The organism is Citrobacter sp. C5_2, assembly GCF_014596845.2.
Taxonomy (GTDB): domain Bacteria; phylum Pseudomonadota; class Gammaproteobacteria; order Enterobacterales; family Enterobacteriaceae; genus Citrobacter; species Citrobacter werkmanii.
In genome coordinates, this window is sequence record NZ_CP115032.1 from 2,212,991 (window position 1) to 2,232,574 (window position 19,584).

Consider the following 19,584-nt stretch of genomic DNA (forward strand, 5'->3'; position numbering starts at 1 on the left):
ATGACGGGAATGATCTTGAGCATTAACGCATTTAATGTTTATTTTAGTAGGCTGCAGTTTTAAGTAAGACAACTAAGTGATTACATAATGAACAAATCAGAGCTATACACGGATCTGAACCGTGATTTTCAGGCATTAATGGCAGGTGAAACCAGTTTTCTGGCAACGCTGGCAAATACCAGCGCATTGTTGTACGAGCGTCTTGCACAAGTAAACTGGGCCGGTTTTTACCTGCTTGAGGGCGAGACTCTGGTACTTGGCCCTTTCCAGGGCAAAATTGCCTGTGTGCGGATCCCGGTAGGGCGTGGTGTATGCGGTACCGCGGTGGCGCGCAATCAGGTGCAGCGTATCGAAGACGTGCACGCGTTTGACGGGCACATCGCATGCGATGCCGCCAGCAACGCGGAAATCGTTCTGCCTGTTACCGTTGAAAATCAGATAATCGGCGTGCTGGATATTGATAGCACTGCGTTTGGTCGCTTCACTGAAGAAGACGAACAGGGGCTGCGTACGCTTGTGGCACAGCTTGAAACCGTGCTTGCAACGACGGATTACAAAAAATTCTTTGCGAGCGTCGCAGGATAATCAACGGATAACGTAGCAATTACTGATGACGTCATTATAATGTCGCCTGTTCATGCCTGCGCTTGTTGGCTACGTCCGTTGTAATCAGGAAATTTCATGGAAAATCAACCTAAGTTGAATAGCAGTAAAGAAGTCATCGCGTTTCTGGCCGAACGCTTCCCGCAGTGTTTTAGTGCTGAAGGCGAAGCGCGCCCACTGAAAATTGGCATTTTTCAGGATTTGGTAGAGCGTGTTGAGGGCGAAATGAACCTCAGCAAGACACAGCTCCGTTCTGCCTTACGTCTCTATACTTCAAGCTGGCGCTATCTGTATGGCGTTAAATTGGGCGCAACGCGTGTTGATCTCGACGGCAACCCATGTGGTGAGTTGGATGAGCAACATGTTGAACATGCTCGCAAACAGCTGGAAGAAGCTAAAGCTCGCGTTCAGGCGCAACGTGCAGAGCAACAGGCGAAAAAACGCGAAGCGGCCGCTGCTGCCGGCGAAAAAGAAGACGCACCGCGTCGCGAGCGTAAGCCGCGTCCTGCTCCGCGTCGTAAAGAAGGGGCTGAACGTAAACCTCGCGCTGAAAAACCAGCAGCAAAAGCACCGCGTGCTCCTCGTGAAGAACAGCATACCCCGGTATCTGATATTTCAGTGCTGACGGTAGGGCAGTCCTTGAAGGTGAAAGCAGGTAATAATGCGATGGATGCCACCGTATTAGAAATCACCAAAGATGGCGTCCGTGTACAGCTGAATTCGGGTATGTCTTTGATTGTACGCGCAGAACACCTGGTGTTCTGAAACGGAGGCCAGGCCTGGCATGAACACTTTTTTTAGGCTTACTGCGTTAGCTGGTCTGCTTGCATTAGCAGGCCAGGCACTTGCTGTAGAAGACATCACGCGTGCCGATCAAATCCCCGTTTTAAAGGAAGAAACCCAGCATGCGACGGTGAGTGAACGTGTAACTTCACGTTTTACACGTTCACACTATCGCCAGTTCGATCTGGATCAGGCGTTTTCGGCAAAAATTTTTGACCGCTATCTGAATCTGCTCGACTACAGCCATAACGTGCTGTTGGCGAGCGATATCGAACAGTATGCAAAAAAGAAAACTGTCCTCGGCGATGAACTGCGCACGGGCAAGCTGGATGTCTTTTACGATCTTTATAATCTGGCGCAAAAACGCCGATTTGAACGATATCAGTACGCGCTAAGCGTGCTGGCGCGTCCAATGGATTTTACCGGGACTGACACCTTTAACCTCGACCGGAGCAAAGCTCCCTGGCCGAAGAGCGAAGCAGAGCTCAATGCGCTGTGGGACGGCAAAGTAAAATTTGACGAACTCAGCCTGAAGCTGACCGGTAAAACCGATGCGGAAATTCGCGAAACGCTGACACGTCGCTATAAATTTGCCATTCGCCGCCTGGCGCAGACGAACAGTGAAGATGTGTTCTCACTGGCGATGACGGCTTTTGCTCGTGAAATAGACCCGCATACTAACTATCTTTCTCCGCGCAACACAGAACAGTTTAATACTGAAATGAGCTTGTCTCTGGAAGGTATTGGCGCAGTTCTGCAAATGGATGATGACTACACCGTCATTAACTCCATGGTGGCAGGCGGCCCGGCAGCCAAGAGCAAAGCGATAAGCGTTGGCGACCGTATTGTCGGCGTGGGCCAGGCCGGAAAAGGCATGGTCGATGTGATTGGCTGGCGTCTGGATGATGTTGTGGCGCTGATCAAAGGACCTAAAGGCAGCAAAGTTCGCCTCGAAATCCTGCCTGCTGGTAAAGGCACCAAGACGCGCATTGTCACGCTAACGCGTGAACGCATTCGTCTCGAAGACCGCGCTGTTAAAATGTCTGTGAAAACCGTTGGCAAAGAAAAGGTCGGCGTACTGGATATTCCTGGTTTCTATGTTGGCCTGACGGATGACGTAAAAGTTCAACTGCAGAAACTGGAAAAACAGAATGTCAGCAGCGTGATTATCGATCTGCGTACTAACGGTGGTGGCGCACTGACCGAAGCGGTCTCGCTTTCTGGTCTGTTCATTCCTTCCGGCCCGGTGGTTCAGGTTCGTGACAATAACGGCAAAGTGCGTGAAGACAGCGATACCGACGGTGTTGTGTATTACAAAGGTCCGCTGGTGGTGTTAGTCGATCGCTTCAGTGCCTCGGCATCGGAAATTTTTGCCGCGGCAATGCAGGATTATGGCCGTGCGCTGATCGTCGGTGAACCGACCTTTGGGAAGGGTACCGTACAGCAGTATCGTTCTCTGAACCGTATTTACGATCAGATGCTGCGTCCGGAATGGCCAGCACTGGGTTCCGTTCAGTACACGATCCAGAAATTCTACCGTGTAAATGGTGGCAGTACACAGCGTAAGGGCGTTACGCCGGATATCATCATGCCGACAGGTAATGAAGAAACTGAAACCGGTGAAAAGTTTGAAGATAACGCGCTGCCGTGGGATAGCATTGATGCGGCAACCTATACAAAGTCTGATAACCTGACGCCATTTGGACCTGAATTGCTAAAAGAGCACAATGCACGTATCGCGAACGATCCTGAGTTCCAGTACATCATGAAGGACATTGCGCGATTTAATGCGATGAAGGATAAGCGCAGCATTGCTTCTCTGAATTACGCTCAGCGTGAGAAAGAGAATAACGAAGATGATGCACTGCGTCTGGCGCGCATCAACGACCGGTTCAAGCGTGAAGGCAAACCGTTGTTGAAGAAACTGGACGATCTGCCGAAAGATTACCAAGAGCCGGATCCGTATCTGGATGAAACGGTAAAAATCGCGCTCGACCTGGCGCATCTTGAAAAAGAGAAGCCAGCGGAACAGCCCGCAACCAGTCAATAACCTCCAACAGGCACAAGAAATTGTGCCTGTTTTTTTAACAACCGCATGAAGACGTCAGTCTGATACGATAAAATGTAAAGTTGTGTCTTTCTGGTGACTTAGCACCTATGGATGCTTGAAAATAGCCATAAGACCCATACGATATGGGTAATCGCATAGTGCGTTTTGTTAAATTGAGGTTAAAAGAAAATTATGATGCGAATCGCGCTCTTCCTGCTGACGAACCTGGCTGTGATGGTCGTTTTCGGGCTGGTATTGAGCCTGACAGGGATTCAGTCAAGCAGCGTTCAAGGCTTGTTGATCATGGCACTGCTGTTTGGTTTTGGTGGTTCCTTCATTTCGCTGCTGATGTCCAAATGGATGGCGTTAAAGTCCGTTGGCGGGGAAGTGATCGAACAGCCCCGTAATGAAAGAGAACGCTGGCTGATGAATACGGTAGCGAATCAGGCCCGTCAGGCTGGTATCGCTATGCCGCAGGTTGCAATCTACCATGCGCCAGATATTAACGCGTTTGCTACCGGTGCGCGCCGGGATGCTTCGCTGGTTGCTGTGAGTACTGGCCTATTGCAAAACATGAGCCCGGACGAAGCCGAAGCAGTTATCGCGCACGAGATCAGCCACATTGCCAATGGCGATATGGTGACCATGACCCTCATTCAGGGGGTGGTCAACACCTTCGTTATCTTTATCTCCCGTATTCTGGCGCAAATTGCCGCCGGATTTATGGGCGGTAACCGCGATGAGGGCGAGGGCAGCAACGGTAACCCATTAATCTACTTTGCGGTGGCGACGGTGCTGGAACTGGTGTTTGGTATTCTGGCCAGCATTATTACCATGTGGTTCTCACGCCACCGTGAATTCCATGCGGATGCCGGTTCTGCCAAACTGGTCGGCCGTGAGAAGATGATCGCCGCGTTGCAGCGTCTGAAAACCAGCTATGAACCGCAGGAAGCAACCAGCATGATGGCGTTCTGCATCAACGGTAAATCTAAATCGTTGAGTGAGCTGTTTATGACTCACCCGCCGTTGGATAAGCGTATTGAAGCGCTGCGTAGTGGGGAATACCTGAAGTAACCCGAAGAAGTCTGGAAGAAAAAGCGCGTCGTCAGACGCGCTTTTTTTATGCCTGAACGCGCGGCTGCGTGATACGTAAGCCGCTCACTATGGCGGCAGCCGTTGCCAGTACACCCGCAGTTATCAGCGACATATGTGTTCCGCTGTCACCAAACTGATTGAGCATTAACGCCACCAGTGCCGCGCCGGTACTTTGCCCTAACAAGCGCGCAGTCCCCAGCATCCCGCTCGCCCCGCCGCTGCGTTCACGCGGTGCGGAGGTGATGATGGTGTGGTTATTCGGTGACTGAAATAGACCAAAACCCGCGCCGCACAATATCATCGGCCAGATGATATTAATATCGGAGGGCGCAGAAGGAAGTAACACCAGGGCAAATAATCCGCTTGCCATCACGGCCATACCCAGTGCACCCAATAGCCCCGCGTGGACGCGTTCGATAAGATATCCGGCCAGCGGCGCCATCACCATGGTTGCCAGCGGCCATGGGGTCAATAGCAGGCCCGTTTCGACTTCGCTACGACCGAGCACGGTTTGAAGAAAGAAGGGCAGAGAAACCATCGCCAGCATTTGCGCGCTAAATGAACAGATTGACGTGCAAATCGAGAGTGAAAACAGCGGAATGCGCAGCAGGTCAACCGGTAATAACGGTACCGGCAACGCCAACTGGCGGCGGATAAAGAAAAAACCGACCACGATAAGCGCCACAAGCTCGGTGCCAATCAATTTTAGCGACTGCCCTTGCGCAAATCCACTGAGCGCGGTAATTAACAAGCCAAACGTTAAGGCATTCATTACCGCACTTGGCAGATCAAAGCGTGGTTTATTGCTGCGGGACGAATTAGGTGGCAAAAAGCGCATAGCCAGCAGCAGGGCAATTATTCCCAGCGGGACGTTAATCAGAAACAGCCATTTCCATGATGAGATAGAGAGGATCGCCGCGGCAATGGTGGGGCCTGCCGCTGAGGATACCGCCACGATGAAGGAGTTAATTCCCATCCCCCGACCAAGCTGACGCTGGGGATAAATAAGTCTAATTAATGCTGTATTTACACTCATCAGCGCCGCGCCGCCAAACCCCTGAGCCACGCGGGCCAGAGTTAACATTTGTAGCGAGTCTGATAAAGCACAGAACAGCGAGGCAAGCAGGAATACGACGAGACCACATTTATAAATGCGTCGATAACCAAACATATCACCCAAAAATGAGAGTGACAGCAGTGAAACGACAATGGCGATTTGATAGGCGTTAACGATCCAGATTGAACTGGCGGGTGACGCCTGAAGGTCGGTAGCAATCGTCGGAAGTGCCACGTTAGCTATTGCTCCGTCGAGTACTGCCATAGAGATGCCAATAACAATGGTTAAAATTGCACCATATCGCTGGGGCAATGGCAGGCCATCAGCCTGAATTTTTTCCATAAGGGGTCATTTTATCGGGAATTATGATGAGAATAATAATCTTAGCATTGATATACAGGCGTTAGGTCGCAGATTTGTAACTAAGTAAGCAAAGAGCGATTGCGAGGGCAGGTCCGTGAAATTATAATAAAAACCGGTTCTGATTTTTATAAAACACTCGTAATGAGGTGATAAATGGCAATCGCAGATCTGGATAAACAACCTGATTCTGTATCTTCCGTGCTGAAAGTTTTTGGCATCCTGCAGGCGCTGGGTGAAGAGCGCGAAATTGGTATTACCGAGCTGTCGCAACGCGTCATGATGTCGAAAAGCACCGTTTATCGCTTTTTGCAGACCATGAAAACGCTGGGTTATGTGGCACAAGAAGGGGAGTCAGAGAAATACTCCCTGACCCTGAAATTATTCGAACTGGGTGCGCGCGCGTTACAAAACGTTGATCTGATCCGTAGTGCTGATATCCAGATGCGTGAACTTTCACGTTTGACCAAAGAGACCGTACACCTTGGTGCGCTGGATGAAGACAGCATCGTCTACATTCATAAAATCGACTCCATGTACAATCTGCGTATGTATTCCCGCGTCGGTCGTCGTAACCCATTGTACAGCACGGCTATCGGTAAAGTTCTTCTGGCATGGCGTGACCGCGATGAAGTGAAGGAAATTCTTGACGGCATCGAGTATAAACGCAGCACCGACCGTACTATCACAAATACTGATGAATTGCTGGTATTGTTAGATAAAGTACGTGAACAGGGATACGGCGAAGATAACGAAGAGCAGGAAGAAGGCCTGCGCTGCATCGGTGTTCCAGTGTTTGACCGTTTTGGCGTGGTGATTGCGGGCTTGAGTATCTCATTCCCGACGCTGCGCTTTTCCGAAGAGCGTTTACACGAATATGTGGCGATGCTGCATACGGCAGCGCGTAAGATTTCTGAACAAATGGGCTATAACGACTACCCGCTCTAATCCGCAGCAATAGCGCTAAGTGTAAAACCCCAGGTATTGCGTACCTGGGGTTTTTTAATGAATAAAATTAACGCTGTTTTGCGCAAATAGCATTGAGAATGTATTGCTTCTATCTTAACCGTTATCGATAACGACAGTACTTTTCCGCAATACAGGGCAATCTGAAAGGCCAATAAGGCCGCTGTTTGAGTGGACATATTGTGCGGTGCTGGTCCCGCGAGCGGTCAGATATTGGCATTGCAGACCCAGACCGGCCGCATTCTCTTTACTCCCAATCAAAATGCCATAGCCGCTGAGTAATAAACCGATCCAAACCAGAGCTAACAACACAATAGCGCGGATAATCAGACGCATTACAACCTCTTATCTTTTCTCGTTATTAGTAGATTAGCCTGTACACGGGATGAAACAAGTCAATCATTCCTAAAAAGATGGAATGCCGTTACAGTTAACGCTGGGTTTAGGTAACGCATGATAATTTATAGTCATAAGATGTAGAGTTGAAGAGTGGAGCTGGAGTGAAAAAAATACGCTGGGTGGTACTGATTGTTATCGTGCTGGTATGCATATTGATGTGGGCGCAGGTGTTTAACATCATGTGCGATCAGGACGTACAATTTTTCAGCGGTATTTGTGCCATCAATAAATTTATTCCCTGGTAAGCGCATTTTTACAACAGTTGATTACCTTCTTGTGCGGCAGTGGTAAACTACGCTGTCTACATTGAGGTGGTGAAATGAACGAAGTTTTGAATTCTGGCGCGTTAAGTTTTGCGTCTTTAGCGGTATCGGTGGTGGTTTTGGTTGTTGGGCTTGTGTTGTGGTTTTTCGTCAATCGGGCAAGTTCGCGTACTAACGAGCAGATAGAACTGCTTGAAGCATTGTTAGACCAGCAAAAAAGACAGAACGCATTGCTCCGTCGCCTTTGTGAAGCTAACGAACCAGAAAAAGCGGCAGAACCTGCAGCGGTTGCTGCGAAGGATGAAGATGACGACATCATCCGCCTGGTAGCCGAGCGCTAAAAACAGTATGGCAGGGTGAAGGTCTGCTGATGCGGTTCGCAGATACCTCATCCTGTCGTCAACATGTCAGATCATTTTCTTCTGCTCTCGCCGCGTAATTAGCGTTCGGCGTCGCCTGTCACCTGAGTATTTTCAGATACTCTATCCAATTAATATCTTATGTGCGGTCTGATCTAAATATATTTTCCCATACGTTAAAAATATGATTATGTCATTTTTGTGATAGCGATCGTCTTATTCACAGCGAAACGTTTCTCTTACTTTTTTGTGCATTGTCATCATTCTTTCATTATTTTAGTGCAAAACCAGAAGACGGATCTCATTTTTACGCTTGTGACATTTTATGCATTACTAAGCATAAAAAATGATATCCACCAGACCCTGTGACAGATAACCTGGAACAACCGAAGCTATTGAGCTATGGTAGAAATGTCCCTGTGACGGTGCAAGCCTGACGGGGCAAGGGGAGAGAGGTGAGAATATAACTCTGCTCGGTCTGGCGCATAACTGTGCAGTGGTTGTTTGATGAACGACAGGATTTGTGCGACCGATCGAGACACGTTTAAAAATGGCTTGCCATTATTTACGTTGTATGTGATAACACGTTTTGGGTTAAACGAGGTACAGTTCTGTTTATGTGTGGCATTTTCAGTAAAGAAGTCCTGAGTAAACACGTTGACGTTGAATACCGCTTCTCTGCCGAACCTTATATTAGTGCCTCAAGCAGTAATGTCTCAGTTTTATCTATGTTATGCCCGCGGGCGAAGAAAATACTCTAAGGAATTTTGCAAATGGCAAAGATTAAAGGTCAAGTTAAGTGGTTCAACGAGTCTAAAGGTTTTGGCTTCATTACTCCGGCTGATGGCAGCAAAGACGTGTTCGTGCACTTCTCCGCTATCCAGGGTAACGGCTTCAAAACTCTGGCTGAAGGCCAGAACGTTGAGTTCGAAATTCAGGACGGCCAGAAAGGTCCGGCTGCTGTAAACGTAACAGCTATCTGATCGACACCACTGATTTGATGCGCTCATGCGCAACCATCTCAGATATAAAGCCTCGCTTATGCGGGGCTTTTTAATTCAAATTACGTCAAAATATTTCTGAAAGCCCATCCATTAGCGCTTTGTTGCAAAGGCGTGATGTTCGTAGCATAGTTTTCCCCGCATTCTCGCGGCATTTCTCGTTAAATCAGACACCTGAAAAACTATCATGCGGGAGTCCAGGTGAAAAAGAAAAACGACATAGATGCGCGCAATTTTACTCCCGTACGTTTTGCCCTGCTTTGTGTGGCGATATTATTAAGCCTGGGATTGCTGCTGGGGCGTGTGGCGTGGCTACAAATTGTCACGCCGACAACTTTGGTAAAACAGGAAGATATGCGTTCGTTACGCGAGGTTACCATTGCCTCGCCACGCGGAATGATTACCGACAGAGAAGGGCGACCGCTGGCGGTAAGTGTCCCGGTGAATGCCGTCTGGGCAGACCCTAAAACCATTATCAGCAAGGGAGGCGTGGGCTACAACGAACGTTGGCAGGCGTTAGCAAAGACGCTGAACATTTCGCTCAGTTCTCTGGCTGAGCGTGTTAACAGTAATCCTGCGGGACGCTTTATTTATCTGGCGCGCCAGATCTCTCCTCAGCAGGCTGAATGGATCGATAACCTTAATCTTCCGGGGATCAATCTGCGTGAAGAATCACGCCGCTTTTATCCCGCCGGACATGTTGCGGCTAATCTCATTGGTTTCACCAATATTGATGGCCAGGGTATTGAAGGCCTGGAGAAAAGCTTCAATAGCCAGTTGATGGGCAAACCCGGCTCCCGCCTGGTCCGTAAAGACAAATTTGGCCATGTCATCGAAAATATCACCGAAGTGATGCCGGTGCCTGCACATGAGTTACAACTCAGTATTGATGAGCGTTTGCAGACGGTTACCGAAGACGCGCTGGACAATGCCGTTACATGGAATAAAGCGGAATCCGGGGCCGCGGTACTGGTTAATATTGACACCGGCGAAATTCTCTCCATGGCAAGCTTCCCCGACTTTAACCCCAACAATCGAGACGGCGCGGTACTGGATGATTTTCGTAACCGTGCCATTAGCGACACCTTTGAACCCGGTTCAACCGTTAAGCCGCTGGTGATCATGACCGCGCTCCAGCAGGGGATTGTGCAACCGGACAGCGTAATTGATACCCATCCTTTTAATGTCGACGGGCATCGTATTCGCGATGTCGGATTTTACCCGGAGCTGTCGCTGACCGGCATTTTGCAGAAATCGAGCGACACGGGCGTTTCGCACTTGTCGTTAGCTATGCCGGTGCAGAAATTGCTGGATACCTATAAACGTTTTGGCTTTGGCGACCCAACCGGGTTGGGATTAACCGGCGAAAGCAGTGGTTTAATGCCTCAACGCCGCTACTGGAGCGATTTGGATCGCGCCACCTTTGCATTCGGTTATGGGCTCATGGTGACGCCGCTCCAGTTGGCGCATGTCTATGCCACCATCGGTAGTTTTGGCATCTATCGCCCCCTTTCTATCACGCGTATTGATCCGCCGGTAATAGGGACGCGGGTGATGCCGGAGGCGCTGGTTCATCAGGTTGAACATATGATGGAAAGCGTCGCGTTACCCGGTGGTGGGGGAACCAAGGCTGCGGTCAGGGATTATCGGGTTGCGGTGAAGACCGGGACGGCGAAAAAAATTGGCGATGATGGTAAATATGTTGATAAATATGTGGCCTATACGGCAGGCGTTGCGCCAGCGAGCGACCCGAAATTCGCCCTAGTCGTGGTTATTAATAATCCACAAAACGGTGCTTACTATGGGGGCGCCGTCTCCGCGCCGGTATTCAGCCAGATAATGGGTGATGTCTTACGCCTGGAAAATGTTAAACCAGACGGCATGCCTGCCGACTCCGATCACCTGCTGGTGATGCATGGCGACAGCGTATCCTCGCCGACGCTGTAAGTTATTTTCCCGGGGCGCAATTCGCGTTACACTTGCGCCCTCAAATCACCTGCCGGAGTTGTCATGTCGTTTTCCTGTCCTCTTTGCCACCAGCCTCTTACTCAAACGAAAAACAGTTTTATTTGCCCTGAGCGGCACCAGTTTGACGTGGCGAAGGAAGGGTATGTCAACTTACTGCCGGTTCAGCATAAGCGGTCGCGCGATCCGGGTGACAGCGCTGAGATGATGCAGGCGCGCCGGGCGTTTCTTGATGCCGGACACTATCAACCGCTGCGTGACGCGATTGTGAATGTGCTTGCGCAGACGCTGAGTTCAGAAAACGCGGCGATTCTGGATATCGGCTGTGGAGAAGGGTATTACACCCATGCCTTTGCCGATACGCTGACTGGCGGCAAGACCGTTGGCCTCGACGTTTCTAAAGTGGCGATTAAGGCCGCAGCCCGCCGTTATCCGCAGGTCACCTTTTGCGTGGCTTCCAGCCATCGTCTGCCGTTTGCCGATGCGTCCATGGATGCCATCATCAGGATCTACGCGCCTTGTAAAGCGCAAGAGCTGGCTCGCGTGGTGAAACCGGGAGGATGGGTAATCACCGCCACGCCCGGGCCGCGTCATTTAATGGAGCTGAAAGGGCTGATTTATGATGAGGTGCGTTTGCATGCGCCACATACCGAACAACTGGACGGTTTTATTCTGCAGCAAAGTATTGCGCTGGGCTATCAGATGCAGCTCCAGGGCAGCGAAGCCGTTGCATTACTGCAAATGACGCCGTACGCCTGGCGGGCAAAACCGGAAGTGTGGGAAACGCTGGCAGGAAAAACGACGTTTGACTGCCAGACAGATTTTAGTATTCACATCTGGCAGCGCCAGAATTAACCGTGGAAGTGTGCCCAGAGGATCTGGGCGCCGATACCAATCAGTACCACCCCGCCCAGGATTTCAGCTCGTTTGCCCAGCATCGGACCAATAAAACGACCGATCATCATGCCGAGCGTGGACATCATCAACGTGGCGCAGCCGATGGCCAGCGCAGTCGCAATGATGTTAACCTGCAGGAACGCCAGACCCACCCCGACGGCCATCGCGTCGAGACTGGTGGCTATAGCGGTGGTGACCAGCAGCCAGAATCCGTGGCGGCGCGGCGGTTCTTCATCTTCATCACCGTTGTCGCGAAAACCTTCGATTATCATTCGCCCACCTAAGAAAATCAGCAGAATGAAAGCGATCCAGTGGTTCCACTCCAGCACGAATTTGCTTGCCAGCATGCCCATTCCCCAGCCAATCAGCGGCGTCAGGGTTTCAACTGCGCCGAAAATGAGACCGGTGCGCAGAGCTTCAGAAAATTTGGGTTTATGCAGGGTGGCGCCTTTGCCAATTGATGCAGCGAAAGCATCCATCGACATGCCGAAAGCGAGAAGTACAGTAGCGGTGAGATTCATAACAGCGTCCTGACCGGGGTATCCATAAAACACATCACTGCCCCCAGTAACCATGCACACAGATTAAAATCACGAAATATATCGTGCCATTCAGGTATGCATTGCAGTTGATGTGCCTATGGTCTCGCCTGACTGAAGCTGTATGTTCAGTCCGTACGCGCCACGTTTTTCAACGAGTATGTTGACACGTACATTTCCGGAGTCTGGAAATCGGCTACTCCCCAACGACGGGCGCAACCTTAACATATATTGAGAATATAAAACAAGAAACAGGGAAATAATATTTGACTTCTAATTGAAAACGATTTTCATTTAGATTTATTTATAAACAGAACGTTAAAATAAATAACATTACGGACGTTGTAATATAGCCTTAGCTATGTTTTGTTTTCAAAAATATATAAAAAACATAGTTCAGGCTATCTTTCTAATTTACTGATTTGAAATGAGAAGTTTATATATTTTTTCAAGATCGTCTATATTTCGTACGCGAACCAGCAATCTCCGCTGTTCTAATTGCATCACCAGCACGCCGTCCTCTGATAAATTCATCTCTTTAATGCGGTTATATTCAATCCAGACGTTGGCAAAGAAAAACCCTTTTTGCTTGAAGATGATTTTCGGCGTACGGATCCAGAACAGATACAACCCCATCAATATCAGTGCGCATAATAACCACGTGGTGAATTGCGCCCCGTGGCTGGTGACGTTGTTGTAAATAAGAATAGCTACCAGGCCAATGAAGATAACACTGTCAACACGGCTGCGAGGAAGCAGGGCGACCGTCAGCAGAGTAAGGCCATTACGGCGGGGCATGATGAACTGATCGTAAATGGCATACGCCAGCAGCGAAAAGATAAAAAGAACCAGCACCAGGTCCGTGATAGTCATGAATCCTCAATCCTCTAAATAGAAAAACCGGGGGCAAGCCCCCGGTGGTGTACAACAGTCTTACAGGCCAAGCAGGCCGACAGCGTAGCCCGCGATACCGATGATGAAGAAGCCAACGATAATCCACAGCGGGTTCACTTTCTTACGCAGCAGCCACATACAAGCGAAAGTCAGCAGCAGAGGAACCAGGCCCGGCATCAGCTGGTCAAGGATAGTCTGCACGGTGGTGACGCGAGTCTGACCATCCTGACCGGTGATAGTGGAGACCACCAACGGGATATTCACGTGCGTCCACTTGTTAACCAATGCCCCCATGACAAACAGGCCGAGGATTGACGCCCCCTCAGTCAGTTTCTGCAGGAAGCCACCGCCCATATCCTTAACGATATCGACCCCTTTACGGTAGCCGTATGCCACACCGTAGTAACGGGTTGCCAGACGCACCAGGTTAAACAGGATGAAGAACAACAGTGGTCCAAGCAGGCTGCCGCTCATCGCGATACCAGCGCCAAGCGCAGCAAATACCGGACGTACGGTACCCCAGAAGATTGGGTCGCCGACGCCTGCCAGCGGTCCCATCAGACCAACTTTGATACCGTTGATAGCACCATCGTCAATCTCTGCGCCGTTGGCACGCTGCTCTTCCATCGCCAGCGTAACGCCCAGCACAGGTGCGGCTACGTACGGATGGGTGTTAAAGAATTCCAGGTGACGCTTAATAGCCTGCTTACGTGCGTCGTTGTTTTCCGGGTACAAACGGCGGATAGCCGGTACCATGGAGAAACAAAAACCCAGCGCCTGCATACGTTCGAAGTTCCATGAACCCTGAAACAGGTTAGAACGAATGAACACGCCACGAATGTCACTCGGAGTGAGTTTTTTCTCGGTGGTAGTTTTAGTCATATCAACCATTTCGCTCACCTGCTAGTCCAGTTCGTTATCAAGATCGTTGTTACCAGCTGCCTGAACTGGCGCACCGGCGACGCGGTTATATTTCGGGCTCAGCTGAATGTAGAGGATTGCCATCACTGCGCCAATCACACCCAGAGCAACCAGGTTGAAGTTAGTAAATGCCGCGGTGACGAAGCCGAGGTAGAAGAACGGCATCAGGTAGCCCGCGCGCATCATATTGATGACCATCGCATAACCAACCACCACGATCATACCGCCTGCGATATTCAGGCCGCCGGTGACGACTTCCGGAATGGCGTTGAGCATGCTCTGAACTTCACTGGTACCTACAGAAATCGCCACGATTACCGCCGGGATAGCGATACGCATAGCCTGCAGGAACAGTGAGGACACGTGCAGCCAGGAGAGCGCCGTCAGGTTGCCGTTTTCGGCCGCCTTATCCGCTGCGTGCTGGAATGCTACGGTGATAGTACGAACGATGATGGTCAGAACCTGGCCTGCTGCTGCCAGCGGGATAGCCAGCGCGATACCGGCACCAATGCTTTGGTGACCCGCGATAACCAGAACGGTAGAGATAATTGACGCCAGTGCGGCATCTGGTGCAACCGCAGCACCGATGTTCATCCAGCCCAGGGCGATCATTTCCAGGGTACCACCGATGATAATACCGGTTTTCATATCCCCGAGAACGGCGCCAATAAGCGTACAGGCCACCAACGGACGGTGGAACTGAAATTCATCGAGTACCGACTCCATACCCGCGATACATGCGACGATGAACACCAGCACAATCTGAAGAGTGGTAATCTCCATTGTACTTCTCCTATTGCTATACAGACTTAAGTGTGAAAACTAAGTAAATGCCAGGGAATTATTTCGCCTTGGCAATCAAATCCATCATTTTCAGTTTCTGATCGGTCGAAACTTTACGCGCTTCGAGCTCAATACCGCGTTCGTTGAGTTTTTTGAAGGCTTCGATGTCTTTTTCATCAACAGAAATTGCGTTGTTTACCTGTGTTTTACCCTGACGGAAAGCCATACCGCCAATGTTTACAGAGGTAATTTTCACACCACCTTCAACGATACGTTCCACATCGGTCGGGTTGGTGAACAACAGCATCACACGCTCGCCTGCATATTTCGGGTTGTTGTAGACGCGGATCATTTTCGCGACATCAACCACATGCGCCGTCACACCCGGAGGTGCTACCTGAGTCAGCAGCGTTTTACGCACGGTATCGGCGGCAACTTCATCGCTGACGACGATAATGCGCGTTACGTTGGTTTCTTTGGTCCAGCGAGTGGCTACCTGACCATGAATTAAACGGTCATCGATACGCGCCAGACCGATCTGCATATAATCGTTCGGGCCCATCGGTTTCGCCGGTGCTGCTGCTTTTGGTGCCGCAACGGGGGCTGGAGCGGCTTTTTCCACCGGTTTCGCTTTCAACGCTTTCACGCCTTCGCTACCGGTTTCAACGGCCAGTGCCACTAATTCATCAAAGCTCGGGTTGTCATCACGCGCCATGAAGGTTTCAACCAGCATGGGAATGTTCACACCGGCGATAACTTCGTAATGCTCTTTATCGACGACAATGCGGCTCGCAGCGTTAAACGGGCTGCCTCCCCATGTGTCAACGAGAAACAGCACGCCTTTACTGGTATCGAGTTTTGCCAACTGAGCGTTGTACTTTTCGATCAGCGTTTCGGCATTTTCGCCTGGAACGAAATCGATCCAGCCGACGTTTTCCTGCTCGCCTAACAGCATCTCTGCTGTCTTAAGTAACTGCTCTGCAGCCCAACCATGTGTGCCTATTACAATAGCAATGGTCACTTGCTACCTCCTTTATTATCGTTAACACATCAACGTAAAGATGTATTTGAATCGTCGTCCGCAATCGAATCGATTCAGATAAGGGTTACAAAGAAAAACCTATGATTTTCGTGAATTATTTTAGATATCGAAAAAAATATTTTATGTGATGAAGATCCGTAATTTAACTTCCGATGAAAAGAAATTTCGAAGGGTAAAATATCTCCGAAACAACTTATTGCAAAGGAAGGTAAATCTTTGCTAAAAACCGGTTGTCTCTGTTATGTTTAGCATCTGTTTAATTACTCAGGAGTATAGGGCAGTAGCCCACCATATGGATCGTCACCGACGTCATTTCACCCTCAGGCCGCTTTGCGCCTGTCAGATTGGCACTTTTTGCCACAAATTTTCTCTGCATGATGCTTTAACGCCTGAGATCCTCAGCGCGCAGTTTGGTCATTCCTTAAGCAGGAGCTTGTCATGGAATTATTAATGGACCCGCAGATTTGGGTGGGTTTGCTCACGCTTGTCGTTCTCGAAATTGTTCTGGGTATTGATAACCTGGTCTTCATTGCGATCCTGGCTGATAAGCTGCCGCCGAAACAGCGAGATAAAGCGCGTTTAATCGGTTTATCACTGGCACTGATTATGCGTCTGGGCTTGTTGTCCGTGATTTCGTGGATGGTAACGCTGACAAAGCCGCTGTTTACGGTAATGGACTATGCGTTCTCGGGGCGCGATCTGATTATGCTGCTGGGCGGTATCTTCCTCTTGTTCAAGGCTACGACAGAGCTGCATGAGCGGCTGGAAAACCGTGAACATGATACCGGGCAGACGAAAGGCTATGCGAGCTTTTGGGTTGTGGTGACGCAGATTGTCATCCTTGATGCGGTGTTCTCGCTGGATGCGGTGATTACTGCGGTCGGTATGGTCAACCATCTGCCGGTCATGATGGCGGCGGTCGTGATAGCTATGGCCGTGATGCTGCTGGCTTCCAAGCCGTTGACGCGATTTGTGAACCAGCATCCGACGGTGGTGGTGCTGTGTCTGAGCTTCCTGTTGATGATTGGTCTGAGTCTGGTTGCCGAAGGGTTTGGCTTCCACATTCCGAAAGGTTATCTGTATGCGGCGATTGGCTTCTCGATCATTATCGAGTTGTTTAACCAGATTGCCCGTCGTAACTTTATTCGCCACCAGTCGACCCTGCCGCTGCGTGCGCGGACTGCGGATGCAATCCTGCGTCTGATGGGCGGTAAACGTCAGGCCAGCGCGCAGATGGAATCCGACAATCCGGTACCTGTGCCCGTTCCGGAAGGCGCATTTGTGGAAGAAGAACGCTATATGATCAACGGCGTGCTCTCCCTGGCCTCGCGTTCATTACGTGGCATTATGACGCCTCGTGGCGAGATTAGCTGGGTTGATGCGGACCTGAGCGTAGCGGAAATTCGCGAGCAATTGCTTTCGTCACCGCACAGCCTGTTCCCGGTATGTCGCGGTGAACTGGACGAAATTATCGGTATCGTCCGTGCCAAAGAACTGCTGGTGGCGCTGGAAGAGGGGGTGGATGTGGCGGCGATTGCCTCAGCCTCTCCGGCTATCGTGGTCCCGGAAACGCTGGACCCGATCAATCTGTTGGGCGTTCTGCGTCGTGCCCGCGGCAGTTTCGTGATCGTCACTAACGAATTTGGTGTCGTGCAGGGGCTGGTTACACCGCTGGACGTATTAGAAGCTATCGCCGGTGAGTTCCCCGATGCCGATGAAACGCCTGAAATTATTGCTGATGCAGGCGGCTGGTTGGTGAAAGGCGGAACCGACCTGCATGCATTGCAGCAGGCGCTGGACGTGGATACGCTGGTGGATGAAGACGAAGATATCGCGACGGTGGCAGGTTTAGTCATCGCGGCTAACGGTCATATTCCACGCGTCGGCGATGTTATCGAGGTTGCGCCGCTGAGTATTACGATTGTCGAAGCGAATGACTATCGTGTGGATTTAGTTCGCATTGTTAAAGAACAACCTGCTCACGACGAAGACGAGTAATCGGGTTTAGCGAAACGGCATAACGGGCATACTATGTCGCCCGTTATGCCGGGTGGGCGGCGGCGTGCTGCCCGCCAGCCATTTTGGAAAATCGCGTAGCGGCATTGGCTTCGCATACAGAAAACCTTGCAATAAATGTACACCGTGCCGGCGCAAATGCTGTGCCTGCGCCTGCGTTTCAACCCCTTCCGCCACCAGTTCTATATTCAGTCTTTTTCCCAGCGCGATGATGATGTCTGTAACGGTTGAGTTCACGGCATCGGTACCGATCGCAGAAGTAAATGATTTATCAATTTTCAGTACATCCGGGCGGATTTTTTCCAGCCAGGAGAGCGAGCTGTTGCCAGTGCCAAAATCGTCAATCGCCAGTTTTACGCCAAGGCGATTTAGCTCGCGTACAACCCGATAATCCACATCCAGTAACGCATCACGTTCGGTAAGTTCGATGACTAACTGCTGAATGGGATGCTGGCTAAACCAATACTGGTTGAGATCTTTTAACAGCGTGCCGTGGCGAAAATGGCTGGCGGCGACATTGATCCCGATATGAAACTGACTGCTCATGGGGAAGACGTGTCGTTGCTGAATGGTTTCTGCGATGACGTGACGCGTCAGGGGCACGATCAGGTTGTGCTCCTCGGCGATGGGAATAAACACTTCGGGAGAGATCCAACCCTGACGCGGATTATTCCAGCGTAACAGGATTTCCACCCCCATGCATTGCTGCGTTTGCGCATTGAGCAGTGGCTGGCAGAACAGCTCGAATTCCCGGGCGGCAAGGGCCAGATTTATCTCCCAGGAGAAACTCATTCTGTTGGCGGTTGCCAGCCACGCCAGGTACCCCACTAACAGACTGAGGATCACCGCCAGCGGCAGTTGTGTTGGCAGATGTTTAATCGCCAGTTCACTGGCGCCCGGACCGGTAACGCTGATAGTAAACGGGAAATGCTGTGATGAGAGCTGGTAGCGTTTTTCATTCTTTAGTTCAGGTAGCGTATCGACAACACCTTGTCCGTAGAGCAGATGGCGATTGCCGACACTTAAGCTGGCATGGGTGATCTGCGGCAGTTGTGGCTCAAGCAACATGGATGATAATAACTCAATGTTGACGATTTCCAGCACGCCATCTTCACCATCGGCAGAGGATGGATACCATTGTGTCAGAATCGGACTGCCTTTAATTATCGAATGGTCGGTTGATAACAGCAGTAGCGACTCCTGGCTTGGTAATTCAGGCTCCAGTTGACGAACAGGCTCATTGCGATAACCAAAAATGCTGGAGCAATACAGAATCCCATCTTTAACCAGGTTGACAGAGCGTACCGTTTGCAGCCTGGCAGCATGCTTGCTCAACGATAAACGCGCGACTGAACAGGGGAGACCAATCAACGGCAACAGCACATCTCGTCCGGCCTGAAGGGGCAAAAGCACGTGATCCAACTCTTCAACCGCGTGGTTGGCAAAGGTTACGGTATTTCGATGATTTAAATTACGCTCCGAAATAAATCGGACCGTTAACGTGAGGATAAGCGTTACCAGGGCACATAGGGTGCAAACAAATAAGCGATTCCGGCGATAGTTTTTAATGATCCGTTGTGCTGTATGCATG

General features: G+C 50.3%; 20 protein-coding genes and 1 riboswitch. Of the genes, 12 read left to right on the forward strand and 8 right to left on the reverse strand.

Going from position 1 to position 19,584, the window contains the following annotated elements; genetic code table 11:
* Nucleotides 1-87 precede the first annotated feature (87 nt).
* The 4 genes from ICA20_RS10795 (at nucleotide 88) to htpX (ending at nucleotide 4,510) form a co-directional block, all read left to right on the forward strand.
* Nucleotides 88-585 (forward strand): GAF domain-containing protein, encoded by a 498-nt coding sequence (locus ICA20_RS10795; RefSeq protein WP_038641301.1) that lies wholly within the window; start codon nucleotides 88-90, stop codon nucleotides 583-585.
* A 96-nt stretch (nucleotides 586-681) separates the two neighbouring features.
* Nucleotides 682-1,368 (forward strand): RNA chaperone ProQ, encoded by a 687-nt coding sequence (proQ, locus tag ICA20_RS10800; protein ID WP_003833781.1) that lies wholly within the window; start codon nucleotides 682-684, stop codon nucleotides 1,366-1,368.
* A 19-nt stretch (nucleotides 1,369-1,387) separates the two neighbouring features.
* Nucleotides 1,388-3,436, forward strand: coding sequence for a carboxy terminal-processing peptidase (prc, locus tag ICA20_RS10805; RefSeq protein ID WP_038641299.1), 2,049 nt, complete (start codon nucleotides 1,388-1,390; stop codon nucleotides 3,434-3,436).
* 192 nt (nucleotides 3,437-3,628) lie between these two features.
* Nucleotides 3,629-4,510 (forward strand): protease HtpX, encoded by an 882-nt coding sequence (gene htpX, locus ICA20_RS10810; protein WP_003034964.1) that lies wholly within the window; start codon nucleotides 3,629-3,631, stop codon nucleotides 4,508-4,510.
* 46 nt (nucleotides 4,511-4,556) lie between these two features.
* On the opposite strand, the gene ICA20_RS10815 is transcribed toward htpX, so the two are convergent.
* Nucleotides 4,557-5,930: an MFS transporter gene (locus ICA20_RS10815; RefSeq protein ID WP_038641296.1), complete on the reverse strand. Its 1,374-nt coding sequence runs from the start codon at nucleotides 5,928-5,930 to the stop codon at nucleotides 4,557-4,559.
* A 174-nt stretch (nucleotides 5,931-6,104) separates the two neighbouring features.
* Between ICA20_RS10815 and kdgR the strand changes: the two genes are divergently transcribed.
* A complete protein-coding gene (gene kdgR / locus ICA20_RS10820; protein ID WP_038641294.1) occupies nucleotides 6,105-6,896 on the forward strand; it encodes a DNA-binding transcriptional regulator KdgR in 792 nt (263 codons plus the stop codon).
* A 114-nt stretch (nucleotides 6,897-7,010) separates the two neighbouring features.
* Here the strand turns inward: kdgR and ICA20_RS10825 are convergent, their stop codons facing one another.
* A complete protein-coding gene (locus ICA20_RS10825; protein ID WP_038641292.1) occupies nucleotides 7,011-7,250 on the reverse strand; it encodes a YobH family protein in 240 nt (79 codons plus the stop codon).
* A 164-nt stretch (nucleotides 7,251-7,414) separates the two neighbouring features.
* Here ICA20_RS10825 and mgrB point away from each other — a divergent pair, with 164 nt between their 5' ends.
* From mgrB to rlmA, 6 genes are all read left to right on the forward strand, one after another.
* A complete protein-coding gene (gene mgrB / locus ICA20_RS10830; RefSeq protein ID WP_038641290.1) occupies nucleotides 7,415-7,558 on the forward strand; it encodes a PhoP/PhoQ regulator MgrB in 144 nt (47 codons plus the stop codon).
* Nucleotides 7,559-7,632: 74 nt separating this feature from the next.
* Nucleotides 7,633-7,917, forward strand: a complete 285-nt coding sequence (locus ICA20_RS10835) for a YebO family protein (RefSeq protein ID WP_038641288.1) — start codon at nucleotides 7,633-7,635, stop codon at nucleotides 7,915-7,917.
* A 635-nt stretch (nucleotides 7,918-8,552) separates the two neighbouring features.
* The gene (locus tag ICA20_RS10840; RefSeq protein WP_006684179.1) at nucleotides 8,553-8,696 is read left to right on the forward strand and encodes a DUF2627 domain-containing protein; all 144 of its coding nucleotides are present in this window, start codon (nucleotides 8,553-8,555) and stop codon (nucleotides 8,694-8,696) included.
* A 12-nt stretch (nucleotides 8,697-8,708) separates the two neighbouring features.
* The gene (gene cspE / locus ICA20_RS10845) at nucleotides 8,709-8,918 is read left to right on the forward strand and encodes a transcription antiterminator/RNA stability regulator CspE (RefSeq protein WP_001062678.1); all 210 of its coding nucleotides are present in this window, start codon (nucleotides 8,709-8,711) and stop codon (nucleotides 8,916-8,918) included.
* 219 nt (nucleotides 8,919-9,137) lie between these two features.
* A complete protein-coding gene (ftsI, locus tag ICA20_RS10850; protein WP_038641283.1) occupies nucleotides 9,138-10,883 on the forward strand; it encodes a peptidoglycan glycosyltransferase FtsI in 1,746 nt (581 codons plus the stop codon).
* A gap of 63 nt (nucleotides 10,884-10,946) precedes the next feature.
* The gene (rlmA, locus tag ICA20_RS10855) at nucleotides 10,947-11,756 is read left to right on the forward strand and encodes a 23S rRNA (guanine(745)-N(1))-methyltransferase (protein ID WP_038641281.1); all 810 of its coding nucleotides are present in this window, start codon (nucleotides 10,947-10,949) and stop codon (nucleotides 11,754-11,756) included.
* On the opposite strand, the gene mntP is transcribed toward rlmA, so the two are convergent.
* The 5 genes from mntP to manX form a co-directional block, all read right to left on the reverse strand.
* Nucleotides 11,753-12,319 (reverse strand): manganese efflux pump MntP, encoded by a 567-nt coding sequence (mntP, locus tag ICA20_RS10860; RefSeq protein WP_038641279.1) that lies wholly within the window; start codon nucleotides 12,317-12,319, stop codon nucleotides 11,753-11,755. The genes rlmA and mntP overlap by 4 nt on opposite strands.
* Nucleotides 12,320-12,449: 130 nt before the next feature.
* Nucleotides 12,450-12,554, reverse strand: a riboswitch (yybP-ykoY riboswitch).
* Between the two features lie 197 nt (nucleotides 12,555-12,751).
* Complete coding sequence (locus ICA20_RS10865; RefSeq protein WP_038641277.1) at nucleotides 12,752-13,210, reverse strand: DUF986 family protein; 459 nt, start codon at nucleotides 13,208-13,210, stop codon at nucleotides 12,752-12,754.
* Between the two features lie 60 nt (nucleotides 13,211-13,270).
* Entirely contained in the window at nucleotides 13,271-14,122 is an 852-nt protein-coding gene (locus ICA20_RS10870; RefSeq protein WP_006684184.1) for a PTS mannose transporter subunit IID, read from the reverse strand.
* A gap of 12 nt (nucleotides 14,123-14,134) precedes the next feature.
* On the reverse strand, nucleotides 14,135-14,935 hold the full coding sequence (locus tag ICA20_RS10875; RefSeq protein ID WP_005122174.1) for a PTS mannose/fructose/sorbose transporter subunit IIC: 801 nt from the start codon (nucleotides 14,933-14,935) through the stop codon (nucleotides 14,135-14,137).
* Between the two features lie 58 nt (nucleotides 14,936-14,993).
* Nucleotides 14,994-15,956: a PTS mannose transporter subunit IIAB gene (gene manX, locus ICA20_RS10880; RefSeq protein WP_005122176.1), complete on the reverse strand. Its 963-nt coding sequence runs from the start codon at nucleotides 15,954-15,956 to the stop codon at nucleotides 14,994-14,996.
* A gap of 459 nt (nucleotides 15,957-16,415) precedes the next feature.
* Here manX and yoaE point away from each other — a divergent pair, with 459 nt between their 5' ends.
* Complete coding sequence (yoaE, locus tag ICA20_RS10885; protein WP_038641275.1) at nucleotides 16,416-17,975, forward strand: CNNM family cation transport protein YoaE; 1,560 nt, start codon at nucleotides 16,416-16,418, stop codon at nucleotides 17,973-17,975.
* A 6-nt stretch (nucleotides 17,976-17,981) separates the two neighbouring features.
* Here the strand turns inward: yoaE and ICA20_RS10890 are convergent, their stop codons facing one another.
* The gene (locus tag ICA20_RS10890) at nucleotides 17,982-19,583 is read right to left on the reverse strand and encodes an EAL domain-containing protein (protein WP_038641273.1); all 1,602 of its coding nucleotides are present in this window, start codon (nucleotides 19,581-19,583) and stop codon (nucleotides 17,982-17,984) included.
* Nucleotide 19,584 lies beyond the last annotated feature (1 nt).

Coding starts and splice junctions, on each gene's coding strand:
- ICA20_RS10875 (WP_005122174.1), bottom strand. CDS start 14,935: ATGGAGATTACCACTCTTCAGATTGTGCTGGTGTTCATCGTCGCATGT.
- mntP (WP_038641279.1), bottom strand. CDS start 12,319: ATGAATCTCACCGCTACTGTACTTCTCGCTTTCGGCATGTCGATGGAT.
- ICA20_RS10825 (WP_038641292.1), bottom strand. CDS start 7,250: ATGCGTCTGATTATCCGCGCTATTGTGTTGTTAGCTCTGGTTTGGATC.
- ICA20_RS10890 (WP_038641273.1), bottom strand. CDS start 19,583: ATGCATACAGCACAACGGATCATTAAAAACTATCGCCGGAATCGCTTA.
- ICA20_RS10870 (WP_006684184.1), bottom strand. CDS start 14,122: ATGGTTGATATGACTAAAACTACCACCGAGAAAAAACTCACTCCGAGT.
- ICA20_RS10815 (WP_038641296.1), bottom strand. CDS start 5,930: ATGGAAAAAATTCAGGCTGATGGCCTGCCATTGCCCCAGCGATATGGT.
- ICA20_RS10865 (WP_038641277.1), bottom strand. CDS start 13,210: ATGACTATCACGGACCTGGTGCTGGTTCTTTTTATCTTTTCGCTGCTG.
- yoaE (WP_038641275.1), top strand. CDS start 16,416: ATGGAATTATTAATGGACCCGCAGATTTGGGTGGGTTTGCTCACGCTT.
- ICA20_RS10835 (WP_038641288.1), top strand. CDS start 7,633: ATGAACGAAGTTTTGAATTCTGGCGCGTTAAGTTTTGCGTCTTTAGCG.
- cspE (WP_001062678.1), top strand. CDS start 8,709: ATGGCAAAGATTAAAGGTCAAGTTAAGTGGTTCAACGAGTCTAAAGGT.
- ICA20_RS10840 (WP_006684179.1), top strand. CDS start 8,553: ATGTGTGGCATTTTCAGTAAAGAAGTCCTGAGTAAACACGTTGACGTT.
- rlmA (WP_038641281.1), top strand. CDS start 10,947: ATGTCGTTTTCCTGTCCTCTTTGCCACCAGCCTCTTACTCAAACGAAA.
- kdgR (WP_038641294.1), top strand. CDS start 6,105: ATGGCAATCGCAGATCTGGATAAACAACCTGATTCTGTATCTTCCGTG.
- proQ (WP_003833781.1), top strand. CDS start 682: ATGGAAAATCAACCTAAGTTGAATAGCAGTAAAGAAGTCATCGCGTTT.
- ICA20_RS10795 (WP_038641301.1), top strand. CDS start 88: ATGAACAAATCAGAGCTATACACGGATCTGAACCGTGATTTTCAGGCA.
- htpX (WP_003034964.1), top strand. CDS start 3,629: ATGATGCGAATCGCGCTCTTCCTGCTGACGAACCTGGCTGTGATGGTC.
- prc (WP_038641299.1), top strand. CDS start 1,388: ATGAACACTTTTTTTAGGCTTACTGCGTTAGCTGGTCTGCTTGCATTA.